Genomic DNA, 21,386 nt, shown 5'->3' with positions numbered 1-21,386 from the left:
ATTTGAGAATTCGCCGCCCTGTAAATGTCTTACCGCGTCAGCCGCTTATACGTCATCCTGTGCGGATTGACCGCCTCAGGCCCAAGCCGGCGGATCTTGTCCTGCTCGTAATCCTCGAAATTGCCTTCGAACCATTCGACGTGGCTATCGCCCTCGAAGGCGAGGATGTGCGTCGCCAGGCGATCGAGGAACATGCGATCGTGCGAGATGATGACGGCGCAGCCGGCGAAGCTCTCGAGCGCGTCTTCAAGTGCAGCCAGCGTTTCGGTATCGAGATCGTTGGTCGGTTCGTCGAGCAGCAGCACATTGCCGCCGGTCTTCAGCATCTTGGCCAGATGCACGCGGTTGCGCTGGCCGCCGGACAGGTTGCCGACCTTCTGCTGCTGGTCGCCGCCGCGGAAATTGAACGACGCGCAATAGGCGCGGGTGTTGGCTTCGAACTTGCCAAGCTTGACCACTTCGGCGCCGCCCGAGATCTCTTCCCAGACCGTCTTGGTCGGGTCGAGCGCGTCGCGGCTCTGGTCGACATAACCGAGCTTGACCGTCTCGCCGACGCGAATGGTGCCGGCGTCCGGCTTTTCCTGGCCGGTGATCATGCGGAACAGCGTCGTCTTGCCGGCGCCGTTCGGGCCGATGACGCCGACGATGCCGCCGGGCGGCAGCTTGAATTCGAGATCGTCGATCAAAAGCGTGTCGCCAAAGCCCTTCGACAGGCCCTCGACCTCGATCACCACATTGCCGAGCCGCTCGCCATGCGGAATGACGATCTGGGTATCGTTCGGACGCCGCTTGTCGGCTGCATCCAGCAGATCCTGGAAGGCCTGGATACGGGCTTTCGACTTGGTCTGCCGGGCTTTCGGGCTGGACTGGATCCACTCGCGCTCGCGGCCGATCGCCCGCTGGCGCGCATCGTCCTCGCGGCCTTCCTGCTTGAGCCGCTTGGCCTTGGCTTCGAGATATTTGGTGTAGTTGCCTTCGTAGGGGATACCGCGGCCGCGATCGAGCTCGAGGATCCAGCCGGTGACATTGTCGAGGAAGTAGCGATCGTGGGTGATGATCATCACCGCGCCCGGATAGGCCCGCAGATGCTTTTCCAGCCACGCCGTCGTCTCGGCGTCGAGATGGTTGGTCGGCTCGTCGAGCAGCAGAAGGTCGGGCTGGCGCAGCAAGAGCTGGCAAAGCGCGACGCGACGGCGTTCGCCGCCCGACAGCTTGGTGACATCGGCCTCCTTGGGCGGACAGCCGAGTGCCTCCATCGCCATCTCGACCTGCTGTTCGAGATCCCAGAGGTTGAGCCGGTCCATCTCGTCCTGCAGCTTGGCCGACTCGTCCGCCGTCTCGTCGGAATAGTTCATCATCAATTCGTTGTAGCGCTCGATGATGGCGGTCTTGGCGGCGACGCCTTCCATGACGTTTTCGAACACGTTCTTGTTCGGATCGAGCGCCGGCTCCTGCGCCAGGTAACCGACGGTAGCACCCTCGGCCAGCCAGGCCTCGCCGCTCCACTCCTTGTCGATGCCGGCCATGATCTTGAGGATCGTCGACTTGCCGGCGCCGTTGGGGCCGAGGATGCCGATCTTGGCGTCCGGGTAGAAGGACAGATGGATGTTCTCGAGCACCTTCTTGGTGCCGTAGGCCTTGTTGAGGCCGGCCATGTGATAGATGAACTGGCGTGCCACGCGCGCTTTCCCTGAAAAGTCGACTGATGTCGGATTGGATGGAAGTTGGGGGCTATGTAAGCGATGCGGCCGCGAACGGCAAACAGTTTTGGCCCTAAAGCAATTCCAGGAAAAGCGTGAAACGGTTTTCCGTCCGGAATTGCGTCAAAACAAAAAAGATGGAGCGGTTCAGCGGTTCCGTGAAACGATGACCCGCTCCAGGCGGATTTGGTCGCACCCGCAAACGCTTAGCCGCTTCATTTCGTGCCGGCGCCCAGGCGAAAGCTCCGGTTAACCATTCCGCGTCAAACAATGTTGGATGGGAAATCGCTGGCAGCCGCGATTTCGGGGAGAGAGATCGGGCCGTGTTGAACAGTTTCCTGCTTTTTGCCGAAGCGGTTCTCTATTTCGGCATCATGGTCACGCTTTTCCGGTTCAGGGGCCGCATCGGCCTCGGCGTCTTTGTTTGCGCCCTTGGCGTCATGCATTTCTTGGAAACCTATCTCGCCAGCGTCTTCTACGTCGCGCTGCCGTTCGGCATGGTATCGCCGGGTTCGGCCGTGCTGTTTTCCGGCAAGCTGGTGATGCTTCTCCTGCTCTACATCAAGGAGGACGCGGCAACTGTCCGGCAGCCGATTTACGGCCTGCTGCTCGGCAATGCCCTGATGGTCGGGCTCGTGCTGATCCTGCGCCTGCACGACATCGCACCGCTGCCCGACGGCAAGCTTCCCGACATCGGCTTCATCGACGAGATGGGCTGGCTGATGGTGTGGGGCACGACGCTGCTGTTCGTCGACGCCATCCTGATCATTCTGCTCTATGAAAAGCTCGGCAAATATCTGCGCAAGGCGCTTTTCACCCGCATCCTGGTCTCCGTCGCCTGCGTGCTCACCTTCGACCAGGCAGGCTTTTTCACGGCGCTGCATTTCGTCACCGGTGCGCCGGTCGCGGTGTTCTTCGGCGGCTGGTTCGCCAAGATGGCAGCGGCCCTGGTCTACAGCACCATGCTGGTCGCCTATATCAGGTGGTTCGAGGCGCGGCAGGTGCCGGCGCCGCGCGGGCTTTCCGACATTTTCGACACGCTGACCTATCGCGAGCGCTATGAGGCGCTGGTCGAGCATGTCGGTCGCGACGGCCTCACCGGCCTCCTGCACAGGGGGCGCTTCGACAGCGATGGCGAGGCCGCCGTCGCCGCCAGCCTGCGGACCGCCAGGCCGCTCAGCCTGCTGATCATCGATGTCGACCACTTCAAATCGATCAACGACCGCTTCGGCCACGCCGAGGGAGACAAGGTGCTGAAAGCCCTGGCGATTTTGCTTGGCGAACTTGTCGGGACCGAAGATCAATTGTTCAGGATCGGCGGTGAGGAATTCGCCATCCTCGGCCGGCGTCCGCAGCCGCTCGCCAGGCTGCTGGGCGAAACCGTCAGGCAAGCGGTCAAGACGTCCGCGAGCACCAGCCGGTTCGACATTACCGTCAGCGCCGGCATCTCGACGGTCAGCGAGACGACCCGTTGCCTTGCCGATCTCTTTGCGCTGGCCGACCAGCGCCTCTACAAAGCCAAATCCACGGGACGCGATCGCGTTGTCGGCGAACCGGGCGGCAACGAAGCAGACGCCCGCAACACATGGACCAGGCCGGAGCGCAGCGCCGGCGCGTAACGCTGCCCAGGCCTGCGATTGGCTCAATCAGGATTGTTTGCGCCGCTGCCATCCGCCGATCGCAACCGAAACCGCCATCAGCGCGATCGCCAGCCATTTCAACGCGGTAATAATCGGGCCGGCTTCGATATCGTAGGCAATGAACAGAAGAATGCCCGGCACCAGCAGGCCGCAGAGCACGAGCGTGATCCGGTTGATCTGCCATGACACTTTTGCCGCAAGCGCCTGGTCGCCGGGCACGGCGACAAGCGCGGCCCGCATTGCCTTCGGCGCCACGAGCGTGGTCGAAAGACGCAGCGAAATCGGCAGGCCGATGCCGATGATCAGCAAGGCGCATGCCGCCAGGAGCAGCGAAAACTTGAGCGCACTGGTTTCGGCCGGTACCGGGAACAGCAGCGCCGCCAGCGGCAGGAAGACACAGAACATCCCGAGCGCGGCGATGGCGATGAAGATCGCCGCGTTGACCAGCGTAAACAATTGGTAGGTGCCGCTGCCGACGGGTTTGGCGAGCGTGGTCATGCGCGCCCACTCCACTTCGGTGTAGGAAAAGCCCGGCCACTCCATATGGCCGTCGCGGATCGCCGTCATGCCCTTGGCCCAAAACGCCAGCCGCGCCAGCGCGCCGCCCGTCATGCCACTCATCGCCACCCCCTATGATGCCCCGGGATCATACCATCCCCGGTGCAAAGCGACAGTCGCGTACGGCCTGTTTACTGGAACCCGACGGCATCGACCGCGCCCTTCGGACAGCCGGCCTTGGCTGTCGGCGCCGAGGCAAGCAGCAGGGCACCGAGCGAAGCGTTCGAAGCGATCGGGCCGGTCAGGCCGAGCGTCAGTTCGCCGATCAGCCGCCTGCCGTTCGAGGGATCGACCACGCAGGACACGCGGACCCGGTCGCCCGCGCCTTTGCCGAAGGCACTGTCGAAGGTGCTGCGGATCTGATCGGATGTCAGTTGCTTGCCGATGTTCTTGATGAAGAGATCGCGCACCGGCGACGCATTCATCGCGCGCATCAGGTTCAAGGCGTCGGCGAAATACTCCTGCTGGCTCTTGCCGTAGCAGGTGCCGTGCTTGATCCATTCATGCCTTTCGAGGGCGGACGCGGTGCCCGGCATCACCTGGTCGAGTTCCGCTCGCGTTTTCGGGTCAAGAGTGACCGACGGCAAATCCCGCCAGTGTGCCGGATCGTCGTTCGCCTTGTCGCTTGCCGCGACCTGGCAATAGAAATTTCCGTTCGGCTGCGGCCACAATCCATGCAAGGTGAAGTGGGTCGCATCGAAACCGGCGGCGGTCTGCGCACGGCATTCGGCCTTGCTGGATTTGGTCTCACAAAAAGCCGGCTGCCAGCTCAGCGCGAAGACATATTCCGGCTTTCCGGACGCCGATGGCTTGTTCGGCTCGGCAGGTGCCGGTGCAGCCGGCATCGTCGACGCGCTGCCGCCCGAAACATGACCGCAGCTGATCTTGACCCAGCGGCGCTCCGGATCGGCGCCCGGCACGCGAATGAGGTAGTGGGTGGGCGCGTCCTTGTTGCCGGCCAGCAGATCATAACTCTGACCAGCCGCGGTCGAGACATTGCCGGGATTCTTGCCGCTCTTGATCGCCTGTGTCGCCGGACAGGCGGCATCGGCGACGAAAGAGCCGGTCATCTTCACATCGGCCCGCGCCGCGCCGGCAAGCAGCACGGCCGCAAGCGCCAATCCGAAAACAAAACCTGTCCGCATAAGGGTCCCTCGGCTGAAAAAGTTGCGGCAACAGACTGCCGTTGTCACCATGTCAGAATTGCGAGCGCGCGGTAAACGTCGGCGCGCAAATCGGTCACGCCGGATTGACGCAAAACCGGTGCCGGCGCAAACAAAACTCGCGTCCGGTATCGTGCCGGGGCGTTGGAGACGACGCGGCGATGCCATTCGACCAACAGCTTGTGCTTCGATCGCCGACCGGCGCCGAGCTCAACCTTTATGTGAAACACGCCATCGGCCAACCGCGCGCCATTGTCCAGGTCAATCACGGGTTGGCCGAGCACGCGGCGCGCTATGCCCGTTTCGCCGATTTCCTTGGCGAGCGCGGCTACCAGGTCTACGCGCACGACCACCGTGGCCACGGCGCCACCAAGGCGCCCGACGCGCCACCTGGCAGGTTCGCCGATGCGGATGGCGGTGCCAAGATCATCGCCGATGTCGCCGCCGTCCATGATCTCATCGCCAGGGAACAGCCGGGCCTGCCGGTCATCGTCTTCGGTCACTCCTTGGGCGCGTCGGTCGCGCTGAACTTTGTCCTCCGCCACTCGGCGCGCATCCATGCCGCCGCGATCTGGAACGGCAATTTCTCGGCCGGACTGCTCGGCCAAATCGCGCTGGCCATGCTTGGTTGGGAAAAGTTCCGGCTTGGCTCAGACGTGCCGTCGCGCCTGCTGCCCCGGCTGACGTTCCGGGCCTGGGGCAAGGCGGTGCCCAATCACCGGACGCCGTTCGACTGGCTGTCGCGCGATGCCGTTGAAGTCGAGAAATACATCGCCGACCCGCTTTGCGGCTGGGACGCATCGGTGTCGATGTGGCAGGACATCGTCATGATGACGCTGCATTGCGGCAGCGACCGCAATTTTTCCGGCGTGCGGCGCGACCTGTTCGTCAATCTGGTCGGAGGCGAGCAAGATCCGGCCTCGGACGGCGGCAAGGCGGTCAGCCATCTTGCCGGCCGGATGCACATGATGGGTTTTTCGAATCTCGTTTCAAAGGTTTACGCCAAAACCCGCCACGAAAGCCTGAACGAGGTCAACCGAGACATCATCATGGAGGATTTTGCCGCCTGGTCCGACCACGTGCTGAGGGCACAGTGATACTGGCCCATTGCAAGGGCCGTGACAGCGGCGCGCGGGATTGATAGAGGCTGCGCTTTCGATCAACCACGGTGATCCATGACTGAGCCTCCGCTCAAAGGCATCCGCGTCATCGAACTCGCACGCATCCTCGCCGGGCCATGGGCCGGACAGCTGCTTGCCGACCTCGGCGCCGACGTGATCAAGGTCGAGAGCCCGGACGGCGGCGACGACACCCGCAAATGGGGACCGCCCTTCGTCATCGGCCATGACGGCGAGAACCTTTCGGCCGCTTATTACCATTCCTGCAACCGCGGCAAGCGCTCCATCGCCATCGACTTCTCGACGCCCGAGGGTGCCGAGACGGTGCGCCGGCTGGTCGCGACATCGGACGTGCTGATCGAAAACTTCAAGGTCGGCGGACTGAAGAAATACGGTCTCGACTATGACAGTCTGAAGAAAATAAACCCGCGGCTGATCTATTGCTCGATCACCGGTTTTGGCCAGTCGGGACCGTACGCCCCGCGTGCCGGCTATGATTTCATCATCCAGGGCATGGCCGGCATGATGTCGATCACCGGCGAAGCCGGCCGCGAACCGCAAAAGGCGGGCGTCGCCATTTCAGATGTTTTCACCGGGCTTTATTCGGTCATCGCCATCCAGGCGGCGCTTCGCCATGCCGAGAAGACCGGCGAAGGCCAGCATATCGACATGGCGCTCTACGACACCCAGATCTCGACGCTCGGCAACCAGAACCTCAACTATCTCGTCTCCGGACAGTCGCCGGTGCAGATGGGCAATGCGCACATGAACATCGCGCCCTACGAAGTGGTGCCGGTAAAGAATGGCCACATCATCCTGGCGGTCGGCAATGACGGCCAGTTCGCAAAGTTCTGCGCTGCCGTCGGCCTCGACGAGCTGGCGTCGAACCCTGACTTCGCCACCAATCCCGCCCGCGTCGCCAACCGGGCGAAGCTGCGCGAGCACATGATCGAGGCGCTGAAAGCCTTCGATCGCGACCCGCTGCTGGCCAGGCTCGAAGCCGCCGGGGTTCCAGCCAGCCCGATCAACAACATCGGCCAGATGTTTGCCGACCCGCAGACCATCGCGCGCGGCATGCGGCTCGACCTCGATGACGGCCATGGCAATCTCTTGCCCTCGGTGCGGGCGCCGATGGTCATGTCCGGCACGCCGCTGGTCTATGAGCGCCCGTCGCCGCGTCTCGGCGAACACACCGAAGAAATCCTTGCCGAACTGGAGAGGTCAGGAAAATGAAGACCGGCGGACAACTCATCGTCGATGCGCTCGAAGCCAACGGAACGGACCGTATCTATTGCGTACCTGGCGAATCCTATCTGGCGGTGCTCGACGCGCTGCATGATTCACCGATCCGCACAATCGTCTGCCGCCAGGAGGGCGGTGCCGCAATGATGGCCGACTGCCACGGCCGCCTGACCGGCAGGCCCGGCATCTGCTTTGTCACCCGCGGCCCAGGCGCCACCAATGCCTCTGCCGGCATCCACATCGCGATGCAGGATTCAATCCCTCTCATCCTGTTCATCGGCCAGGTCGCCAGCCACGCCAAAGGGCGCGAGGCCTTCCAGGAGGTCGACTACGTCAGGTTCTTCGGCGATATTGCCAAATGGGTGGTCGAGATCGACGACGCCGCACGCATACCCGAATTCGTCACACGCGCCTTTGCGGTGGCGACGTCCGGCCGGCCCGGCCCGGTCGTCATCTCGCTGCCCGAGGACATGCTGACCAGCCTCGCCGAGGCACCGGACGCCCGGCATTATACCCCTGTCGAGACGCGGCCTGGCGAAGTCGAGCTCGACGCACTGGAAGTGTTGCTCAACAAGGCAAAGCGGCCCTTCGTCATCCTCGGCGGTACGCGCTGGGACGTGGAGGCCGTTGCACGGATGCGGACGATGGCCGAAGCCTGGTCGCTGCCGGTCGGCTGCTCCTTCCGCCGCCAGATGCTGTTCGACCATCTCCACCCGAACTATGCCGGCGATGTCGGCATCGGCATCAATCTCAAGGTAGCAACCGCCATCAAGCAGGCCGACCTTGTGCTGCTGATCGGCGGCCGCATGGGCGAGATGCCGTCATCCGACTACACGCTGCTGAAGAGCCCCTATCCCGACCAGACGCTGGTCCATATCCATGCCGACGCCGGCGAACTCGGCCGCGTCTACCGGCCGGCGCTGGCGATCAATGCCTCGCCTGCCGCTTTCGTCGAAGCCTTTGCCAGACGCAAGCCGGCCGCAACGCCGGTGTGGGCGGCTGAGGCAGCGAAGCTGCACGCCGCCTATCTTGACTGGTCGACGCCTCCGGAGAGCGGCCCCGGCGCCGTCCAGATGGGGCCGATCATGAATTATCTCGAAACGATGCTGCCGGACGACGCCATCCTCACCAACGGCGCCGGCAACTACGCCACCTGGGTGCATCGCTACCATCGCTTCCGGCGTTTCGGCACGCAGGCAGCACCCACATCCGGCTCGATGGGCTACGGCACGCCGGCGGCGGTCGCCGCCAAGCAGCTTTTCCCCGACCGCGACGTGATCGCCTTCGCCGGCGACGGCTGTTTCCTGATGAACGGCCAGGAATTCGCCACCGCCGTGCAATACGGGCTGCCGATCATCGTCATCGTCGTCAACAATGGCATCTACGGCACCATCCGCATGCATCAGGAGCGCGAATATCCCGGCCGTGTCGTCGCCACGGACTTGAAGAATCCCGACTTTGCTGCTTTGGCCCGTGCCTATGGCGGCCATGGCGAGACGGTGGAAAAGACCGCCGACTTCGCCGCGGCCTTCGAGCGAGCGCGGGCCAGCGGCAAGCCGTCGATCGTAGAGATCAGGCTCGACCCTGAAGCCATCACGCCGACCCGCACGATGACCCAGATTCGCGACAAGGCCTGACAAAACAGGATGATTGCCCTGTTTTGTCGTCGTGATCTGCCTATTTGGCCTTCTCGATCTGGCCGCGGATCTCGCCATCCGCGTGGGCCGCGGTGTGGATGTTGACGTAATATTTGCCTGCCTCAAGATCGGTGGCCTGGGCATCAGTCAATGTCGCCGAACCCTTGATCGGGCTCTTCAGCTTGCCTTCGAACGGCACCACCGGATCGGCGTTTTGACCCTTTGCCGCCGGGCCGTGAATGTGTGCGGCCTTCGCCGGCCCGCTGAGGCCGGAATATCTCACGGTCCAGCCGAGTTTCTTGGTGGCGGTGTTGAACCTGAGCGTGGCGGTGCCCTTGCCCTTCGTGGTGACGGGCGGGTTCTGCTGAGCACCATCGAGCGTCGCCGTCATCTTTATGGTTTCGGCCAAGGCCGGTGAAGCAGAGAAGATGGCTGCAGAAATGGCCAGCGCCGAAAGCATCGGCGTGAAGGACTGGATGCGCATGGAAACCTCCGTTGTGACACCCTTGAGGCGGGTGCACCGGCACAACGATTTTGCGAGCGGATGTTTCCGCCGGTAACGTTCATTTTACCTCCCACTAAAAAGGGGCGGTCGCCCGCCCCTTTTCCGCTACAAGCCAGTTTGACAGCCCTATTTGATGGCCTTGTCGGTGATCGCCGTCGTGTAGGCGCCGGTAGGCTCCTTGCTGATGATCTTCTGGTCGAGCAGCGCCTTGGCGGTGCGCTCGTAGGTCGCCGGATCGAGCTTGCCATCGGCATTGTCGATCAGCTTGGCGACTTCGCCCATCATGCGCTTTTGGTGATTGTCGTCCTGGCCGCCATTGTCCATGACAATGCCGGCCGCTTCGTCGGAATTGTCGACGGCGTATTTCCAGCCCTTCATCGAAGCGCGTACGAACCGCACCATCTTGTCCTCGAAGGCCGGATCCTTGAGCTTGTCCTCCAGGGCATAGAGCCCGTCTTCGAGCAGATCATTGCCCATGGCGGAATAGTTGAAGACGGTCAGCTCTTCCGGCTTGTAGCCGGCGTCGATGAGCTGCCAGTACTCGTTATAGGTCATGACCGAAATGCAATCCGCCTGCTTCTGGATCAGCGGCTGCACGTCAAAGCTCTGCTTGAGCACGGTGACGCCGTCCGGCCCGCCATCGGTCTTGAGGCCAAGCTTGTTCATCCAGGCATAGAACGGATATTCATTCCCGAAGAACCAGACGCCGAGCGTATGGCCCTTGAAGTCGGCTTCCGTCTTGACCGGACCGTCCTTCGGGCAGACCAACTCCATGCCGGCCTTCTTGAACGGCTGGGCGATGTTGACCAGCGGCACGCCCTTCTCGCGCGCAGCCAGCGCACCGCCCATCCAGTCGACGATGACGTCGGCGCCGCCGCCGGCAATAACCTGCTCCGGTGCAATGTCCGGTCCGCCGGGCTTGATGTCGACGTCGAGGCCCTCGGCGTCATAGAAGCCCTTGGCCTTGGCGACATAATAGCCGGCGAACTGTGCCTGGGTGACCCATTTCAGCTGCAGCGTCACCTTGTCCGCGGCCATCGCCTGGAACGCGGCAAGCGACATCGCGCCGGCCAGCATCGAAACAACAAGTCTTTTCATGTTTTACCCTCTGAAGTTAGCGCCCTAAACCCACCGCCCCTATCCACCACGGACAGAGGGATGCCAAAACGTGACTGCTCTCTCGAAAAGAGCGACCACGCCATAAAAGACCGAACCCGCAAGTGCTGCAACTGCGATTTCCGCCCACACCATATCGATGTTCATCCGCCCGACTTCCGTCGAAATGCGGAATCCCATGCCGACCACCGGCGTGCCGAAGAACTCGGCGACGATGGCGCCGATCAGCGCCAGCGTCGAATTGATCTTCAACGCATTGAAGATGAAGGGTGCCGCCGCCGGCAGCCGCAGCTTGAACAGCGTCTGCCAGTAGCTCGAGGCATAGGTGCGCATCAGGTCGCGCTCCATATGGCCGGAGGCGGCAAGCCCGGCGACGGTGTTCACCAGCATCGGGAAGAAGGTCATGATGATGACCACCGCTGCCTTCGACTGCCAGTCGAAGCCGAACCACATGACCATAATCGGCGCGACGCCGATGATCGGCAGCGCCGACACCATATTGCCGATCGGCAAAAGCCCGCGCCGCAGGAACGGCACGCGGTCGGCGGCGATGGCAACGAGGAAGCCGGCGCTGCTCCCCACCACATAGCCGAAGATAACCGCCTTGAAGATGGTCTGCCTGACATCGGCCCCCAGCACCGGCAGCGAGCCGACGATGCGTGCACCGATGGCGCTTGGCGGCGGCAACAGGATGAAGGGAATGCCGGCACCACGCGTCACCGCCTCCCAGATGATCAGGATCCAGGCGCCGAAGATGGCCGGAATGATCAGGCGCAGGGCGGTTGACGCCCAGCGCGATGTCGGGCGAAACGACGACAAGACCGTTACGCAGCGCCAGGCCAAAAACCACGCCGCGACGAGCAGCAGATAGAAGGATGCGCGAGCGCTGCCCTCATTGCCGGTTATGCCGGCGAGCAGCATCCACGCTGCGCCATGCGCGCCAAGGAACAGCAACACCACCCCGATCATCGGTGGAAAGTTGTCGGCCTCGATTGCCACGAGCAGCAAAATGAAAATCAACACCGTAGTCGCCATGCCGTAACCGGGCGTAGCACTGACGAGCGGCCAAAGAAGCAGCGCGCCGACAAGCAGGACAAGCGCGGCATACCCCTGCCAGGATCGAGGCGTGATTGAGGAAAGGCTCAGGATGGAGCTCATGCCGGCCTCCCGCCCATGGCGCGGTCGACAAGGCGCCCGGCGATGCCGACGACCATCACCAGCAGCGCCGCGACCACCGACCCGGCAACCAGAGCCGACCAGATGTCGATGGTCTGGCTGTAGTAGGCGCCGGCGAGCAATTTGGCACCGATGCCGGCGACGGCGCCGGTCGGCAACTCGCCGACGATGGCGCCGACCAGGCTGGCGGCCACCGCCACCTTCATCGAGGTGAACAGGAACGGCACCGACGCCGGCACGCGCAATTTCCAGAAGATCTGCGCGCGGCTGGCATTGTAGGTGTGCATCAGGTCGAGATGCATGATCTCCGGCGAGCGCAGGCCCTTCACCATGCCGACGGCCACCGGGAAGAACGACAGATAGGTCGAGATCAGCGCTTTGGGGATCAGCCCGGTGATGCCGATCGCAGCCAGCACGACGATGATCATCGGCGCCACCGCCAGGATCGGAATGGTTTGCGAGGCGATGATCCACGGCATCAGGCTGCGGTCGAGCGTCGCCACATGGACGATACCGACGGCGATCACAATGCCGAGCGCCGTGCCGAAAGCAAAGCCGAGCAGCGTCGACGACAGCGTCACCCACGCATTGTAGACAAGGCTGCGGTTCGAGGTGATGCTGCGCAGAAAGGTGTTTTCGAAGAAGTTCACCGCCACCTGATGCGGCGCCGGCAGCGTCGGCTTCGGCTGCGCCAGCGTCTTGCCGATGAATTCCACAACACCCGGCGTCTGATTGGCGCGGCGGTCGAGATCGCGCTGGAACGGCGTGTTGAGGATGACGGCCATGACGTACCAGACGACGACGACGCCCAGGAGGATCGAGGTCACCGGAACGATCTTGTCGCGAAACGAGTCCATCTAGCAGGCCTCGCCAGGTAAGCGCCCTCCTCTCCCCGACGGGGAGAGGAGGGCTGGAGCGAAGCGGAGGCCGGGGGAGGGTGACCGCGCTTTTGTCATCCTAGGGCGGAACCGCCGCGAAGCGGCGTGCGTATCGGGAGCGGCCAACCGCGCCTTCGTCATCCTAGGGCGAAGCAAGGAGCGAAGCGACGCGGCGCAGACCCTAGGATCCATGCCGTAACCTCCCCGCTCCGCAACGGTGCTGAAAATGGCTCCCTCCACACCGCTCTGCCCGGCGAATATTCTGAACCGCTTGCGCCTTTCGGCCGACGTCACGGCATGGATCCTAGGGTCTGCGCAGGCCGCTTCGCGGCTGCTCCGCCCTAGGATGACGAAGGCATGGGTGGCCCCGCTAGCCCCGCTGGGGAGAGGAGGGAGCTCATCCCGCTCAATCATCATAGCTGTGCCCTGCCCTCAGCCCGTCCCGCACGCGTGCCGCGATGGCCAGGAACTCCGGCGTCTCGCGGATATCGAGCGGCCGCTTTTTCGGCAGCGTCGATTCTATGACGTCGCTGACGCGGCCCGGACGCGGCGACATGACGACGATGCGCGTCGACAGATAGACCGCCTCGGGGATCGAATGGGTGACGAAGCAGATGGTCTTGTTGGTCCGCTCCCAAAGCTCCAGCAGCTGTTCGTTGAGGTGGTCGCGCACGATCTCGTCCAGCGCACCGAACGGCTCGTCCATCAACAAAAGGTCGGCGTCGAAAGCGAGCGCCCGTGCGATCGAGGCGCGCTGCTGCATGCCGCCCGAAAGCTGCCAGGGGTATTTCTTCTCGAAGCCGCTGAGGTTGACAAGGTCGAGGGTTCGCTTGATGCGCGCCGCCTGCTCCGCCCTGGACAGGCCCATGATCTCCAGCGGCAGTGCCACATTGCGCTCGATCGTGCGCCACGGATAAAGTGCGGCCGCCTGGAAGACATAGCCATAGGCGCGGCTCTGGCGCGCCTGCTCGGGCGTCATGCCGTTGACGGAAATGCTTCCCGATGTCGGCTTCTCCAGATCGGCGATGACGCGCAGCAAGGTCGTCTTGCCGCAGCCGGAGGGCCCGATGAAGGACACGAATTCCCCCTTGCCGATCGTCAGGTCGACATTCGACAGCGCCTGCACCGGACCATCATTGGTCTGGAAGGTCAGGCCAAGCTTGCTTGCCGAAACAACGGCTGGCGATACTCCCGTCATCGGCCGCGGCCTGCCGCTTCCGGCCACTGCGGCGCCGGCCGGAATCCCATTGATTTTACCCAGATGTTGCTTTCCACTCGCCCAGTCCTACTCGCCGCAGTTCTACGCGCCCCAGTTCTATGCGCCCTTGTCCCATCAGATAGACGCCCGGAGTTGCCCCGATGTCGCCCAAACCGACTTGCCATCTTATCCGCCCTGAAAGCTCTTATGAAGGCAAGCAGGGCCTGAGTTATTTCGCCGGTATCGCCGCCGAAACAGTCGGCTCGTCCGGCATCTGCATGCATCTGCTGACCATGCCGCCGGGTGCCCGCGCCAAGGCGCATATGCACGAAAACCATGAAACCGCGATCTACGTGCTCTCCGGCGAAGTCCATACCTGGTATGGCGACCGGCTCGAACAGCATATCGTGGTCAAGGCCGGCGATCTTTTCTATATTCCCCCCGGCGTGCCGCATCTGCCGGCCAATCTGAGCGACAGCCCCGCCTCGGCGGTCATTGCCCGAACCGATCCCAACGAACAGGAAAGCGTCGTCCTGCTGCCGGAACTGGACGGGTTGGTCGCCTGACGCCGGCATCGAGGCGGCGGTCGTCATCGGCACCGTCACGAACATGATTTCAGCGGCCCGATCTCCTCAAGGCCGGGAATGGTCACGAAGAAACCGTCCCCTCCTCTGTTGATGACCTTGACGACATCCGTGGTCGTGCCCTTCTCGCCCTCGGCGAAACAGGTGGAGCTCAACAACAGGGTGCCAGGCGCCGTCGTCAGTCGCTGTGCGAACTGGCAGCCGCTGCCATAGGTTTCGACGCCGTCGGCGGTCAGCACGACATAATCGTCGCTGTCCCGATAACCGAGCCGTACACCAGCGCAACCGACCTCATTGCCAAAGGAGCCGGCAAGGACGTCAGCCGCCGCCGGCCCGGCGGCAAGGATCACCGCGGCCATTGAGATAATCGCTCCGTGGCTCGCCAAGCTCAAACGCCCGTCGCCGGGATGCCCGTCCGTTCCACCTTGCGCGGCGCCGAAATTTCCTTCCACGTCGACAGCGCCCGGTTGACCGCCGCGTTCGGCTCGCGAGCGACGAATTCGCCATGGCCGGGCTTCGCCTTGACCTCGTTTTCCTCGATCGACAGTTCGCCGCGCGAGAAGACGAAGCGCGGCAGGCCGGTTACCTCAAAACCTTCGAAGACATTGTAGTCGATCACCGACTGCTGCTTCTTGGCCGTGATCTTCTTCTTGCGCTTCGGGTCCCATACGAGGATGTCGGCGTCCGCGCCTTCGACGATGGCGCCCTTCTTCGGGTACATGTTGAGGATCTTGGCGATGTTGGTCGAGGTCACCGCGACGAACTCGTTCATCGTCAGCCGGCCGGTGTTGACGCCGGTCGTCCACAGCACCGGCAAACGATCCTCGAGCCCGCCCGTGCCGTTCGGGATCTTGGTGAAATCGCCGACGCCGTTGCGCTTTTGTTTGGTGGTGAAGGCACAATGGTCGGTCGCCACCACTTGCAGCGACCCGGCCTGCAGGCCGGCCCACAGCGAATCCTGGTGCCATTTGTTGCGGAAGGGCGGGCTCATGACACGCCGCGCCGCATGGTCCCAGTCCTTGTTGAAATATTCGCTCTCGTCCAGCGTCAGGTGCTGGATCAGCGGCTCGCCGAATACCCGCATGCCTTTCTGGCGCGCCCGGCGGATGGCTTCGTGCGCCTGCTCGCAGGAGACATGCACGACATAGAGCGGCACACCGGCCATGTCGGCGATCATGATGGCGCGGTTGGTCGCCTCGCCTTCGACTTCAGGCGGGCGCGAATAGGCGTGTCCCTCCGGGCCGCTGTTGCCCGCCGCCAGCAGCTTCTGCGACAGGGCGGCCACGACGTCGCCATTCTCGGCATGGACCAGCGGCAGCGCGCCGAGATCGGCACAGCGCTGGAACGACGAATAGAGCTCGTCGTCATCGACCATCAGCGCGCCCTTGTAGGCCATGAAATGCTTGAACGAGGTAATGCCCCTGTCGACGACGGTGGCCATCTCGTCGAACACCTGCTTGCCCCACCAGGTGATCGCCATGTGGAAGGAATAGTCGCAGGACGCTTTCGAGGTCTTGTTGTCCCACATCTGCAGGGCCTCGAGCAGAGACTGCTGCGGCGCCGGCAGACAGAAATCGACGACCATCGTCGTGCCGCCGGCAAGGGCCGCGCGGGTACCGGATTCAAAGTCGTCGGCCGAATAGGTGCCCATGAACGGCATTTCGAGATGGGTATGCGGGTCGATGCCGCCCGGCATCACATAGCAGCCGCTGGCGTCGAACTCATGGTCGCCATGCAAATCCGAGCCGATGCCGATGATCTTGCCGTGCTTGAACAGCACGTCGGCCTTCCACGTGCGGTCGGCGGTGACGATGGTGCCATTCTTGATGACTTTGGACATTTTCTTGTTCCCTTATTCTCTTCGCGCTTCTTGTGAGCGCCTTGCTTGATCAGGTCGGTTCAGCGTCGAGGAACCCTGAACGGCCTCTACATGACTCCAACTTCCCGCAATATCTCCTCGACGCAACCATCGAAGGAATTTGCCAAGTCTCCAGTCGAAAACCTGAGCACACGATAGCCCTGTCGGCCAAACCATGCATCACGTATGCGGTCCTTCTCCATTTGCTCCGGCATAAAGTGATGCTCTCCATCCACCTCGATGACGAGGTTCTTCTCGTGCAGAACGAAGTCCGCAATATAAGGCCCAATCGGCGCCTGCTTCCTTGCATGTAACCCGTAGAGGCGACGGAACTCCTTCAGCTCGGACCAGAGCTTACGCTCGCCCTCTGTCATGTTCCGGCGCAACATTCTTGCACGTTTGATGGCGGCTGGATCGATCGCGGTCGGTGCCAAGACGAGTACCCCCACCCTCAATTCCTCCCCACAAGGGGGAGGGAGGCTTGGTGCCGCGCTGTCACAGCTGAACCCATCAAAGCTTTCGCCATAGAAAAAGACGTCGGCATTGCTAGTCCCCCTCCCCCTTGTGGCAGGGCAATCGCATTTGGATTCTTACGAAGATGGACCCCCACCCTAACCCTCCCCACAAGGGGGAGGGAACGCTGCCGCATGCCCTTACTTCCCCTTTTGGCGCCGAAAGGCAGGCAATTTCCCGAGGTCAGTGCCAACGGAAGTCTCCCTCCCCCTTGTGGGGAGGGGTTAGGGGTGGGGGTACGGCGCCAACATCTCACCCCACAATCCCCGCCGTGTCCACCACCGCATGGAACAGCACGTCGGCGCCGGCCGCTGCCCATTCCTTGGTGATTTCCTCGGCCTCGTTGTGGCTGAGCCCGTCGACACAGGGGCACATCACCATTGCTGTGGGTGCGACGCGGTTGATCCAGCAGGCGTCATGGCCGGCGCCGGAGACGATGTTGCGATGCGTATATCCCAGGCGCTCCGCCGCATCCCGCACAGCCTTGACGCAGCCCGCGTCGAAAGTGACCGGATCGAAATGGCCGACCTGATCGATTTGATATTTGATGTCGAGCGCGTCGCAGATTGTGTCGATGCCGTCGCGGATGCGGCCGTCCATGGCGTCCAGCACCTCCTTTTCCGGCGAGCGGATGTCGATGGTGAAGACGGTGCGCCCGGCAATGATGTTGCGCGAGTTCGGATAGACCTCCATATGGCCGACCGCGCCGACGGCGTCGGGTTGGTAGTCCATGGCGATCTCGTGCACCAGTTCGATCACCCGCGCCATGCCGAGCCCGGCATTGCGCCGCTTCGGCATCGGCGTCGAGCCGGTGTGCGCCTCCTTGCCGGTCAGCGTCACCTGCAGCCATTTCAGTCCCTGGCCGTGGGTGACGACACCGATGTCGATGCCCTCGTCCTCGAGGATCGGGCCCTGCTCGATATGCAATTCGAAGAAGGCGTGGATCTTGCGTTCGCCGACCTTTTCGGTGCCCTTCCAGCCGATCCGTTCGAGCTCCTCGCCGAATTTCTTGCCGTCCTTGTCGACATGTGAATAGACGTCGGCCTGGTCGAGCACGCCGGCGAACACCCCGGACGCCATCATCGCCGGCGCAAAGCGGGCGCCTTCCTCGTTGGTCCAGTTGGTGACGACGATCGGGTGCTTGGTCTTGATGCCGAGATCGTTGAGCGAGCGCACGACCTCCAGGCCGCCGAGCACGCCGAGCACGCCGTCATACTTGCCGCCGGTCGGCTGGGTGTCGAGATGGCTGCCGACATAGACCGGCGGCAGGCTGGGGTCGCTGCCCTCGCGACGGGCAAACATCGTACCCATCTCGTCGATGCCCATTTCGAGCCCCGCCTCATCGCACCAGCGCTTGAACAGATGCCGCCCTTCGCCGTCCTCGTCGGTAACGGTCTGGCGATTGTTGCCGCCGGCAATGCCGGGGCCGATCTTCGCCATCTCCATTATCGAATCCCACAAACGGTCTGAATTGATTCGCAGATTCTCGCCGGGGGCGGCCATATTCTAAACCTCATTGGTTGCGGCACGCCAGCGTCGCCCTCCCCCTCGAGGGGAGGGTGGCCGCGAAGCGGTCGGGTGGGGTCGGCTGACATGCGCGACCTTATCCTTGACCACTTGTGCGACATGCCAAGCGCTGTTTATGACATCGGGCTCATCGACGCGAAAGATATCGAACCCGAGCGATCGCAGATAGGCATCACGGACGGCGTCGTGCCGTTTGCCCTTCTCCTGTTCGTGCAGATCACCATCGACTTCAACGACCAGCTTTACCGCAAGGCAGGCAAAGTCGACGATATAAGGCCCGATCGGACACTGGCGCCGGAATTTCATCGCAGCCGATTTCAATTCGCGCCGTTCATACCAAAGCAGCGATTCGCCTTTGGTCGCATGTACATGTACTCGAAGCGCGCGCGCCTTCTGGCGCATTTCGAAGCTCACGCGGGTCCGGGGCATCACAGGCACCTATGCGGCCGAAGGTCAGGCTGGCGCGCTGCCGCGCCGACCCCACCCGGCCGCTTCGCGGCCACCCTCCCCTCGAGGGGGAGGGAAAGCTGCGGCGCGTTCCTCAATCCACCGCCCTCAGCACTTCGCGCACGTGGTCGATCAATTCGTTGATCTGGCCCTTGGTGATGATCAGCGGTGGCGACAGCGCGATGATGTCGCCGGTGGTGCGGATCAATGCACCGCGCTCGAACGCCTTGACGAAAGCCGAGAAGGCCCGCTTCGTTGGCTGGCCGGCGATCGGCGCCAGCTCGATCGCGCCGATCAGGCCGATGTTTCTGATATCGATGACGTTCGGCTCGCCCTTCAGCGAGTGCAGCGCGTCCTCCCAGTACGGCGCCAGTTCCTCGCCGCGCGTCAGCAGCCCTTCTTCCTTGTAGGTGTCAAGCGTGCCCAGCGCTGCCGCGCAGGCGATCGGATTGCCCGAATAGGTGTAGCCGTGGAAGAACTCGATCATGTGCTCGGGGCCGGTCATGAAGGCGTCGTGGATTTCCTTCTTCACGAACACCGCGCCCATCGGGATGACGCCGTTGGAGACGCCCTTCGCCGTGGTCATGATATCCGGCGTGACGCCGAAATAGTCGGCGGCAAACGGCGTACCGAGACGGCCGAAACCGGTGATGACTTCGTCGAAGATCAGCAAGATGCCGTGCTTGGTGCAGATCTCGCGAAGCTTCTGCAAATAGCCCTTCGGCGGCAGGATGACGCCGGTGGAACCGGCAACCGGCTCGACGATGACGGCGGCGATGGTCGAGGCGTCGTGCAAGGCGACGATGCGCTCCAGCTCGTTCGCCAGTTCCGCGCCATGCTCCGGCACGCCCTTGGTGAAAGAGTTCTTTTCCGGCAGATGCGTGTGGGGCATGTGATCGACGCCGCCGAGCAGCGTGCCGAACATCTTGCGGTTGGTGACAATGCCGCCGACGGAGATGCCGCCGAAATTGACGCCGTGATAGCCGCGTTCGCGGCCGATCAGACGGGTGCGCGAGCCCTCGCCTTTGGCGCGGTGATAGGCGATCGCCATCTTCAGCGCGGTCTCGACCGATTCCGAGCCGGAATTCGTGAAGAACACATGGTCCATGCCCTTCGGCGCGATGTCGACCAGCCGGTTCGCCAGCTCGAACACGATCGGATGGCCCATCTGGAACGCCGGCGCATAGTCGAGCTCGGCCGCCTGGCTCTGGATCGCCTCGGTGATCTTCGGGCGGCAGTGGCCGGCATTGACGCACCACAGGCCGGCAGTGCCGTCGAGAACCTTGCGCCCGTCGCTGGTCGTGTAATGCATGTCCTTGGCCGACACCATCATGCGCGGCGCCTGCTTGAACTGCCGGTTTGCCGTGAACGGCATCCAGAATGCGCTGAGATCGTTCGGCGTGACTTTCAGCCGGTTGGACATGACCAAGACTTCCCCTTGTAACCTGTTTCGGTGCGGCTAACGCTTGGTCTTACCAACGCTTGGTCTTCGCGACGTTTTCGTGCTACGCAAATTTTTGACCGGTTGGACAAACGTTAGCACCGCCTTATCAGCGGTCAAGGGATTACTAGCGGAAATGCGGCTTTCGAAGTGCGCTCCACAGGGCGAGGAAAAACTGGTCCAGAGAATTGGTCCAGACACTCCTCGCGGCGAAAGTTTTTCGGGGTGACGGGGGCGGTCGAAAGCTCCGCTCCTCGCCGCACCCGCATCCAGCTGGAAAAGCGCGAGCTCATCCTCGAGGCGGCGCTCGAAGTCTTCTCGACCAACGGTTTTCGCGGCTCGACCATCGACCAGATCGCTGAAGCCGCCGGCATGTCGAAGCCGAACCTGCTCTATTATTTCCGCCGCAAGGAGGACATCCACAAGACGCTGATGCAGCGGCTTCTCGACACCTGGCTGGCGCCGCTGCGCGAACTCGACGATATCGGCGACCCCTTGACCGAACTGCGCAGCTACATCAGGCGCAAGCTCGAAATGGCGCGCGATTTCCCGCGCGAGAGCCGCCTGTTCGCCAACGAGATCCTGCAGGGCGCGCCGCGCATCATGCCGATGCTGGAAGGCGAGTTGAAGACGCTGGTCGACGAGAAAGCCAACGTCATCAAGGGCTGGATGCGCGCCGGCAAGATTGCCCGCACCGACCCCTGGCACCTGATCTTCTCGATCTGGGCGACGACCCAGCATTATGCCGATTTCGACGTCCAGGTCCGCGCCGTGCTCGGCCCCGACCGCGGCGGCGACGGCCGCTTCGAGGATGCCGCAAGGTTTCTCGAGCAACTGTTCATCGACGGGCTGAAGCCGAAGGGCTGAGGCAGCTCGGCTGTCGCAAACCTCCCCCATTGCTTCGTCATCCTGGGGCGCAGCAAGGAGCGGAGCGACGCAGCGCAGACCCCAGGATCCATGCCGTGACGTCAGAGCGTTGCTGCGGGGCAGGATTCTGCTCCGCTGCATTCTTAGGCGACCATCACGGCATGATGGGGTGGACGGCGCCCGACGGCATCGGATGTGCCAGAATGAGTTCGTTGAGA

General features: G+C 62.9%; 20 protein-coding genes. 6 read left to right on the top strand and 14 right to left on the bottom strand.

The window, feature by feature from the left end; all coding sequences use genetic code 11:
- Positions 1-29 precede the first annotated feature (29 nt).
- Positions 30-1,679: an energy-dependent translational throttle protein EttA gene (gene ettA, locus NKI24_RS26210; protein WP_352749567.1), complete on the bottom strand. Its 1,650-nt coding sequence runs from the start codon at positions 1,677-1,679 to the stop codon at positions 30-32.
- A gap of 344 nt (positions 1,680-2,023) precedes the next feature.
- Between ettA and NKI24_RS26205 the strand changes: the two genes are divergently transcribed.
- Positions 2,024-3,319, top strand: a complete 1,296-nt coding sequence (locus tag NKI24_RS26205) for a GGDEF domain-containing protein (RefSeq protein ID WP_352749564.1) — start codon at positions 2,024-2,026, stop codon at positions 3,317-3,319.
- 27 nt (positions 3,320-3,346) lie between these two features.
- On the opposite strand, the gene NKI24_RS26200 is transcribed toward NKI24_RS26205, so the two are convergent.
- Entirely contained in the window at positions 3,347-3,961 is a 615-nt protein-coding gene (locus NKI24_RS26200; protein ID WP_352749561.1) for a hypothetical protein, read from the bottom strand.
- A 68-nt stretch (positions 3,962-4,029) separates the two neighbouring features.
- A complete protein-coding gene (locus NKI24_RS26195; RefSeq protein WP_352749558.1) occupies positions 4,030-5,043 on the bottom strand; it encodes a ribonuclease T2 family protein in 1,014 nt (337 codons plus the stop codon).
- 179 nt (positions 5,044-5,222) lie between these two features.
- On the opposite strand from NKI24_RS26195, the gene NKI24_RS26190 reads away from it, so the two are divergent.
- The 3 genes from NKI24_RS26190 to NKI24_RS26180 all read left to right on the top strand — a co-directional run bounded on the left by NKI24_RS26190 (position 5,223) and on the right by NKI24_RS26180 (position 9,058).
- Positions 5,223-6,158: an alpha/beta fold hydrolase gene (locus NKI24_RS26190; RefSeq protein WP_352749555.1), complete on the top strand. Its 936-nt coding sequence runs from the start codon at positions 5,223-5,225 to the stop codon at positions 6,156-6,158.
- Positions 6,159-6,236: 78 nt separating this feature from the next.
- Positions 6,237-7,412: a CaiB/BaiF CoA transferase family protein gene (locus NKI24_RS26185; RefSeq protein WP_352749553.1), complete on the top strand. Its 1,176-nt coding sequence runs from the start codon at positions 6,237-6,239 to the stop codon at positions 7,410-7,412.
- Positions 7,409-9,058, top strand: a complete 1,650-nt coding sequence (locus tag NKI24_RS26180) for a thiamine pyrophosphate-binding protein (protein ID WP_352749550.1) — start codon at positions 7,409-7,411, stop codon at positions 9,056-9,058. The genes NKI24_RS26185 and NKI24_RS26180 overlap by 4 nt, the downstream gene beginning before the upstream one ends.
- Before the next feature lie 40 nt (positions 9,059-9,098).
- Here the strand turns inward: NKI24_RS26180 and NKI24_RS26175 are convergent, their stop codons facing one another.
- The 5 genes from NKI24_RS26175 to NKI24_RS26155 form a co-directional block, all read right to left on the bottom strand.
- Complete coding sequence (locus NKI24_RS26175; RefSeq protein ID WP_352453392.1) at positions 9,099-9,542, bottom strand: CHRD domain-containing protein; 444 nt, start codon at positions 9,540-9,542, stop codon at positions 9,099-9,101.
- A 147-nt stretch (positions 9,543-9,689) separates the two neighbouring features.
- Positions 9,690-10,661: an ABC transporter substrate-binding protein gene (locus tag NKI24_RS26170; RefSeq protein ID WP_352749547.1), complete on the bottom strand. Its 972-nt coding sequence runs from the start codon at positions 10,659-10,661 to the stop codon at positions 9,690-9,692.
- Between the two features lie 39 nt (positions 10,662-10,700).
- Complete coding sequence (locus NKI24_RS26165; RefSeq protein WP_352453394.1) at positions 10,701-11,837, bottom strand: ABC transporter permease; 1,137 nt, start codon at positions 11,835-11,837, stop codon at positions 10,701-10,703.
- Entirely contained in the window at positions 11,834-12,712 is an 879-nt protein-coding gene (locus NKI24_RS26160) for an ABC transporter permease (RefSeq protein ID WP_352749543.1), read from the bottom strand. Before NKI24_RS26160 ends, NKI24_RS26165 begins: the two co-directional genes overlap by 4 nt.
- Positions 12,713-13,139: 427 nt before the next feature.
- A complete protein-coding gene (locus NKI24_RS26155) occupies positions 13,140-13,931 on the bottom strand; it encodes an ABC transporter ATP-binding protein (protein ID WP_023675872.1) in 792 nt (263 codons plus the stop codon).
- Positions 13,932-14,092: 161 nt separating this feature from the next.
- Here NKI24_RS26155 and NKI24_RS26150 point away from each other — a divergent pair, with 161 nt between their 5' ends.
- Entirely contained in the window at positions 14,093-14,497 is a 405-nt protein-coding gene (locus NKI24_RS26150) for a cupin domain-containing protein (RefSeq protein ID WP_023720850.1), read from the top strand.
- A gap of 35 nt (positions 14,498-14,532) precedes the next feature.
- On the opposite strand, the gene NKI24_RS26145 is transcribed toward NKI24_RS26150, so the two are convergent.
- The 6 genes from NKI24_RS26145 to aptA form a co-directional block, all read right to left on the bottom strand.
- Complete coding sequence (locus NKI24_RS26145) at positions 14,533-14,874, bottom strand: hypothetical protein (RefSeq protein ID WP_352749540.1); 342 nt, start codon at positions 14,872-14,874, stop codon at positions 14,533-14,535.
- 29 nt (positions 14,875-14,903) lie between these two features.
- Positions 14,904-16,355, bottom strand: a complete 1,452-nt coding sequence (gene hydA, locus NKI24_RS26140; protein WP_352749538.1) for a dihydropyrimidinase — start codon at positions 16,353-16,355, stop codon at positions 14,904-14,906.
- An 86-nt stretch (positions 16,356-16,441) separates the two neighbouring features.
- On the bottom strand, positions 16,442-16,822 hold the full coding sequence (locus NKI24_RS26135) for an endonuclease domain-containing protein (protein WP_352453399.1): 381 nt from the start codon (positions 16,820-16,822) through the stop codon (positions 16,442-16,444).
- A gap of 316 nt (positions 16,823-17,138) precedes the next feature.
- Positions 17,139-18,389: a Zn-dependent hydrolase gene (locus NKI24_RS26130; RefSeq protein ID WP_352749534.1), complete on the bottom strand. Its 1,251-nt coding sequence runs from the start codon at positions 18,387-18,389 to the stop codon at positions 17,139-17,141.
- A gap of 3 nt (positions 18,390-18,392) precedes the next feature.
- Positions 18,393-18,842: an endonuclease domain-containing protein gene (locus NKI24_RS26125; RefSeq protein ID WP_352749531.1), complete on the bottom strand. Its 450-nt coding sequence runs from the start codon at positions 18,840-18,842 to the stop codon at positions 18,393-18,395.
- A 112-nt stretch (positions 18,843-18,954) separates the two neighbouring features.
- Positions 18,955-20,283, bottom strand: a complete 1,329-nt coding sequence (gene aptA, locus NKI24_RS26120) for an omega-aminotransferase AptA (protein ID WP_352471500.1) — start codon at positions 20,281-20,283, stop codon at positions 18,955-18,957.
- Positions 20,284-20,526: 243 nt separating this feature from the next.
- Between aptA and NKI24_RS26115 the strand changes: the two genes are divergently transcribed.
- Positions 20,527-21,168 (top strand): TetR family transcriptional regulator C-terminal domain-containing protein, encoded by a 642-nt coding sequence (locus tag NKI24_RS26115; protein ID WP_352491100.1) that lies wholly within the window; start codon positions 20,527-20,529, stop codon positions 21,166-21,168.
- Positions 21,169-21,386 lie beyond the last annotated feature (218 nt).

It is taken from the genome of Mesorhizobium sp. M0701 (assembly GCF_040320365.1).
GTDB lineage: Bacteria > Pseudomonadota > Alphaproteobacteria > Rhizobiales > Rhizobiaceae > Mesorhizobium.
Note: the sequence above shows the minus strand (reverse complement) of the source record. Positions and strands in the feature narration are given on the sequence as shown.

What these genes read in the sequence shown, in the direction of transcription:
- NKI24_RS26165 (WP_352453394.1), bottom strand. Translation starts at nt 11,837, where the DNA reads ATGAGCTCCATCCTGAGCCTTTCCTCAATCACGCCTCGATCCTGGCAG.
- NKI24_RS26185 (WP_352749553.1), top strand. Translation starts at nt 6,237, where the DNA reads ATGACTGAGCCTCCGCTCAAAGGCATCCGCGTCATCGAACTCGCACGC.
- NKI24_RS26170 (WP_352749547.1), bottom strand. Translation starts at nt 10,661, where the DNA reads ATGAAAAGACTTGTTGTTTCGATGCTGGCCGGCGCGATGTCGCTTGCC.
- NKI24_RS26130 (WP_352749534.1), bottom strand. Translation starts at nt 18,389, where the DNA reads ATGGCCGCCCCCGGCGAGAATCTGCGAATCAATTCAGACCGTTTGTGG.
- NKI24_RS26200 (WP_352749561.1), bottom strand. Translation starts at nt 3,961, where the DNA reads ATGAGTGGCATGACGGGCGGCGCGCTGGCGCGGCTGGCGTTTTGGGCC.
- aptA (WP_352471500.1), bottom strand. Translation starts at nt 20,283, where the DNA reads ATGTCCAACCGGCTGAAAGTCACGCCGAACGATCTCAGCGCATTCTGG.
- hydA (WP_352749538.1), bottom strand. Translation starts at nt 16,355, where the DNA reads ATGTCCAAAGTCATCAAGAATGGCACCATCGTCACCGCCGACCGCACG.
- NKI24_RS26190 (WP_352749555.1), top strand. Translation starts at nt 5,223, where the DNA reads ATGCCATTCGACCAACAGCTTGTGCTTCGATCGCCGACCGGCGCCGAG.
- NKI24_RS26150 (WP_023720850.1), top strand. Translation starts at nt 14,093, where the DNA reads ATGTCGCCCAAACCGACTTGCCATCTTATCCGCCCTGAAAGCTCTTAT.
- NKI24_RS26155 (WP_023675872.1), bottom strand. Translation starts at nt 13,931, where the DNA reads ATGACGGGAGTATCGCCAGCCGTTGTTTCGGCAAGCAAGCTTGGCCTG.
- NKI24_RS26175 (WP_352453392.1), bottom strand. Translation starts at nt 9,542, where the DNA reads ATGCGCATCCAGTCCTTCACGCCGATGCTTTCGGCGCTGGCCATTTCT.
- NKI24_RS26160 (WP_352749543.1), bottom strand. Translation starts at nt 12,712, where the DNA reads ATGGACTCGTTTCGCGACAAGATCGTTCCGGTGACCTCGATCCTCCTG.
- NKI24_RS26145 (WP_352749540.1), bottom strand. Translation starts at nt 14,874, where the DNA reads ATGGCCGCGGTGATCCTTGCCGCCGGGCCGGCGGCGGCTGACGTCCTT.
- NKI24_RS26125 (WP_352749531.1), bottom strand. Translation starts at nt 18,842, where the DNA reads ATGCCCCGGACCCGCGTGAGCTTCGAAATGCGCCAGAAGGCGCGCGCG.
- NKI24_RS26195 (WP_352749558.1), bottom strand. Translation starts at nt 5,043, where the DNA reads ATGCGGACAGGTTTTGTTTTCGGATTGGCGCTTGCGGCCGTGCTGCTT.
- NKI24_RS26180 (WP_352749550.1), top strand. Translation starts at nt 7,409, where the DNA reads ATGAAGACCGGCGGACAACTCATCGTCGATGCGCTCGAAGCCAACGGA.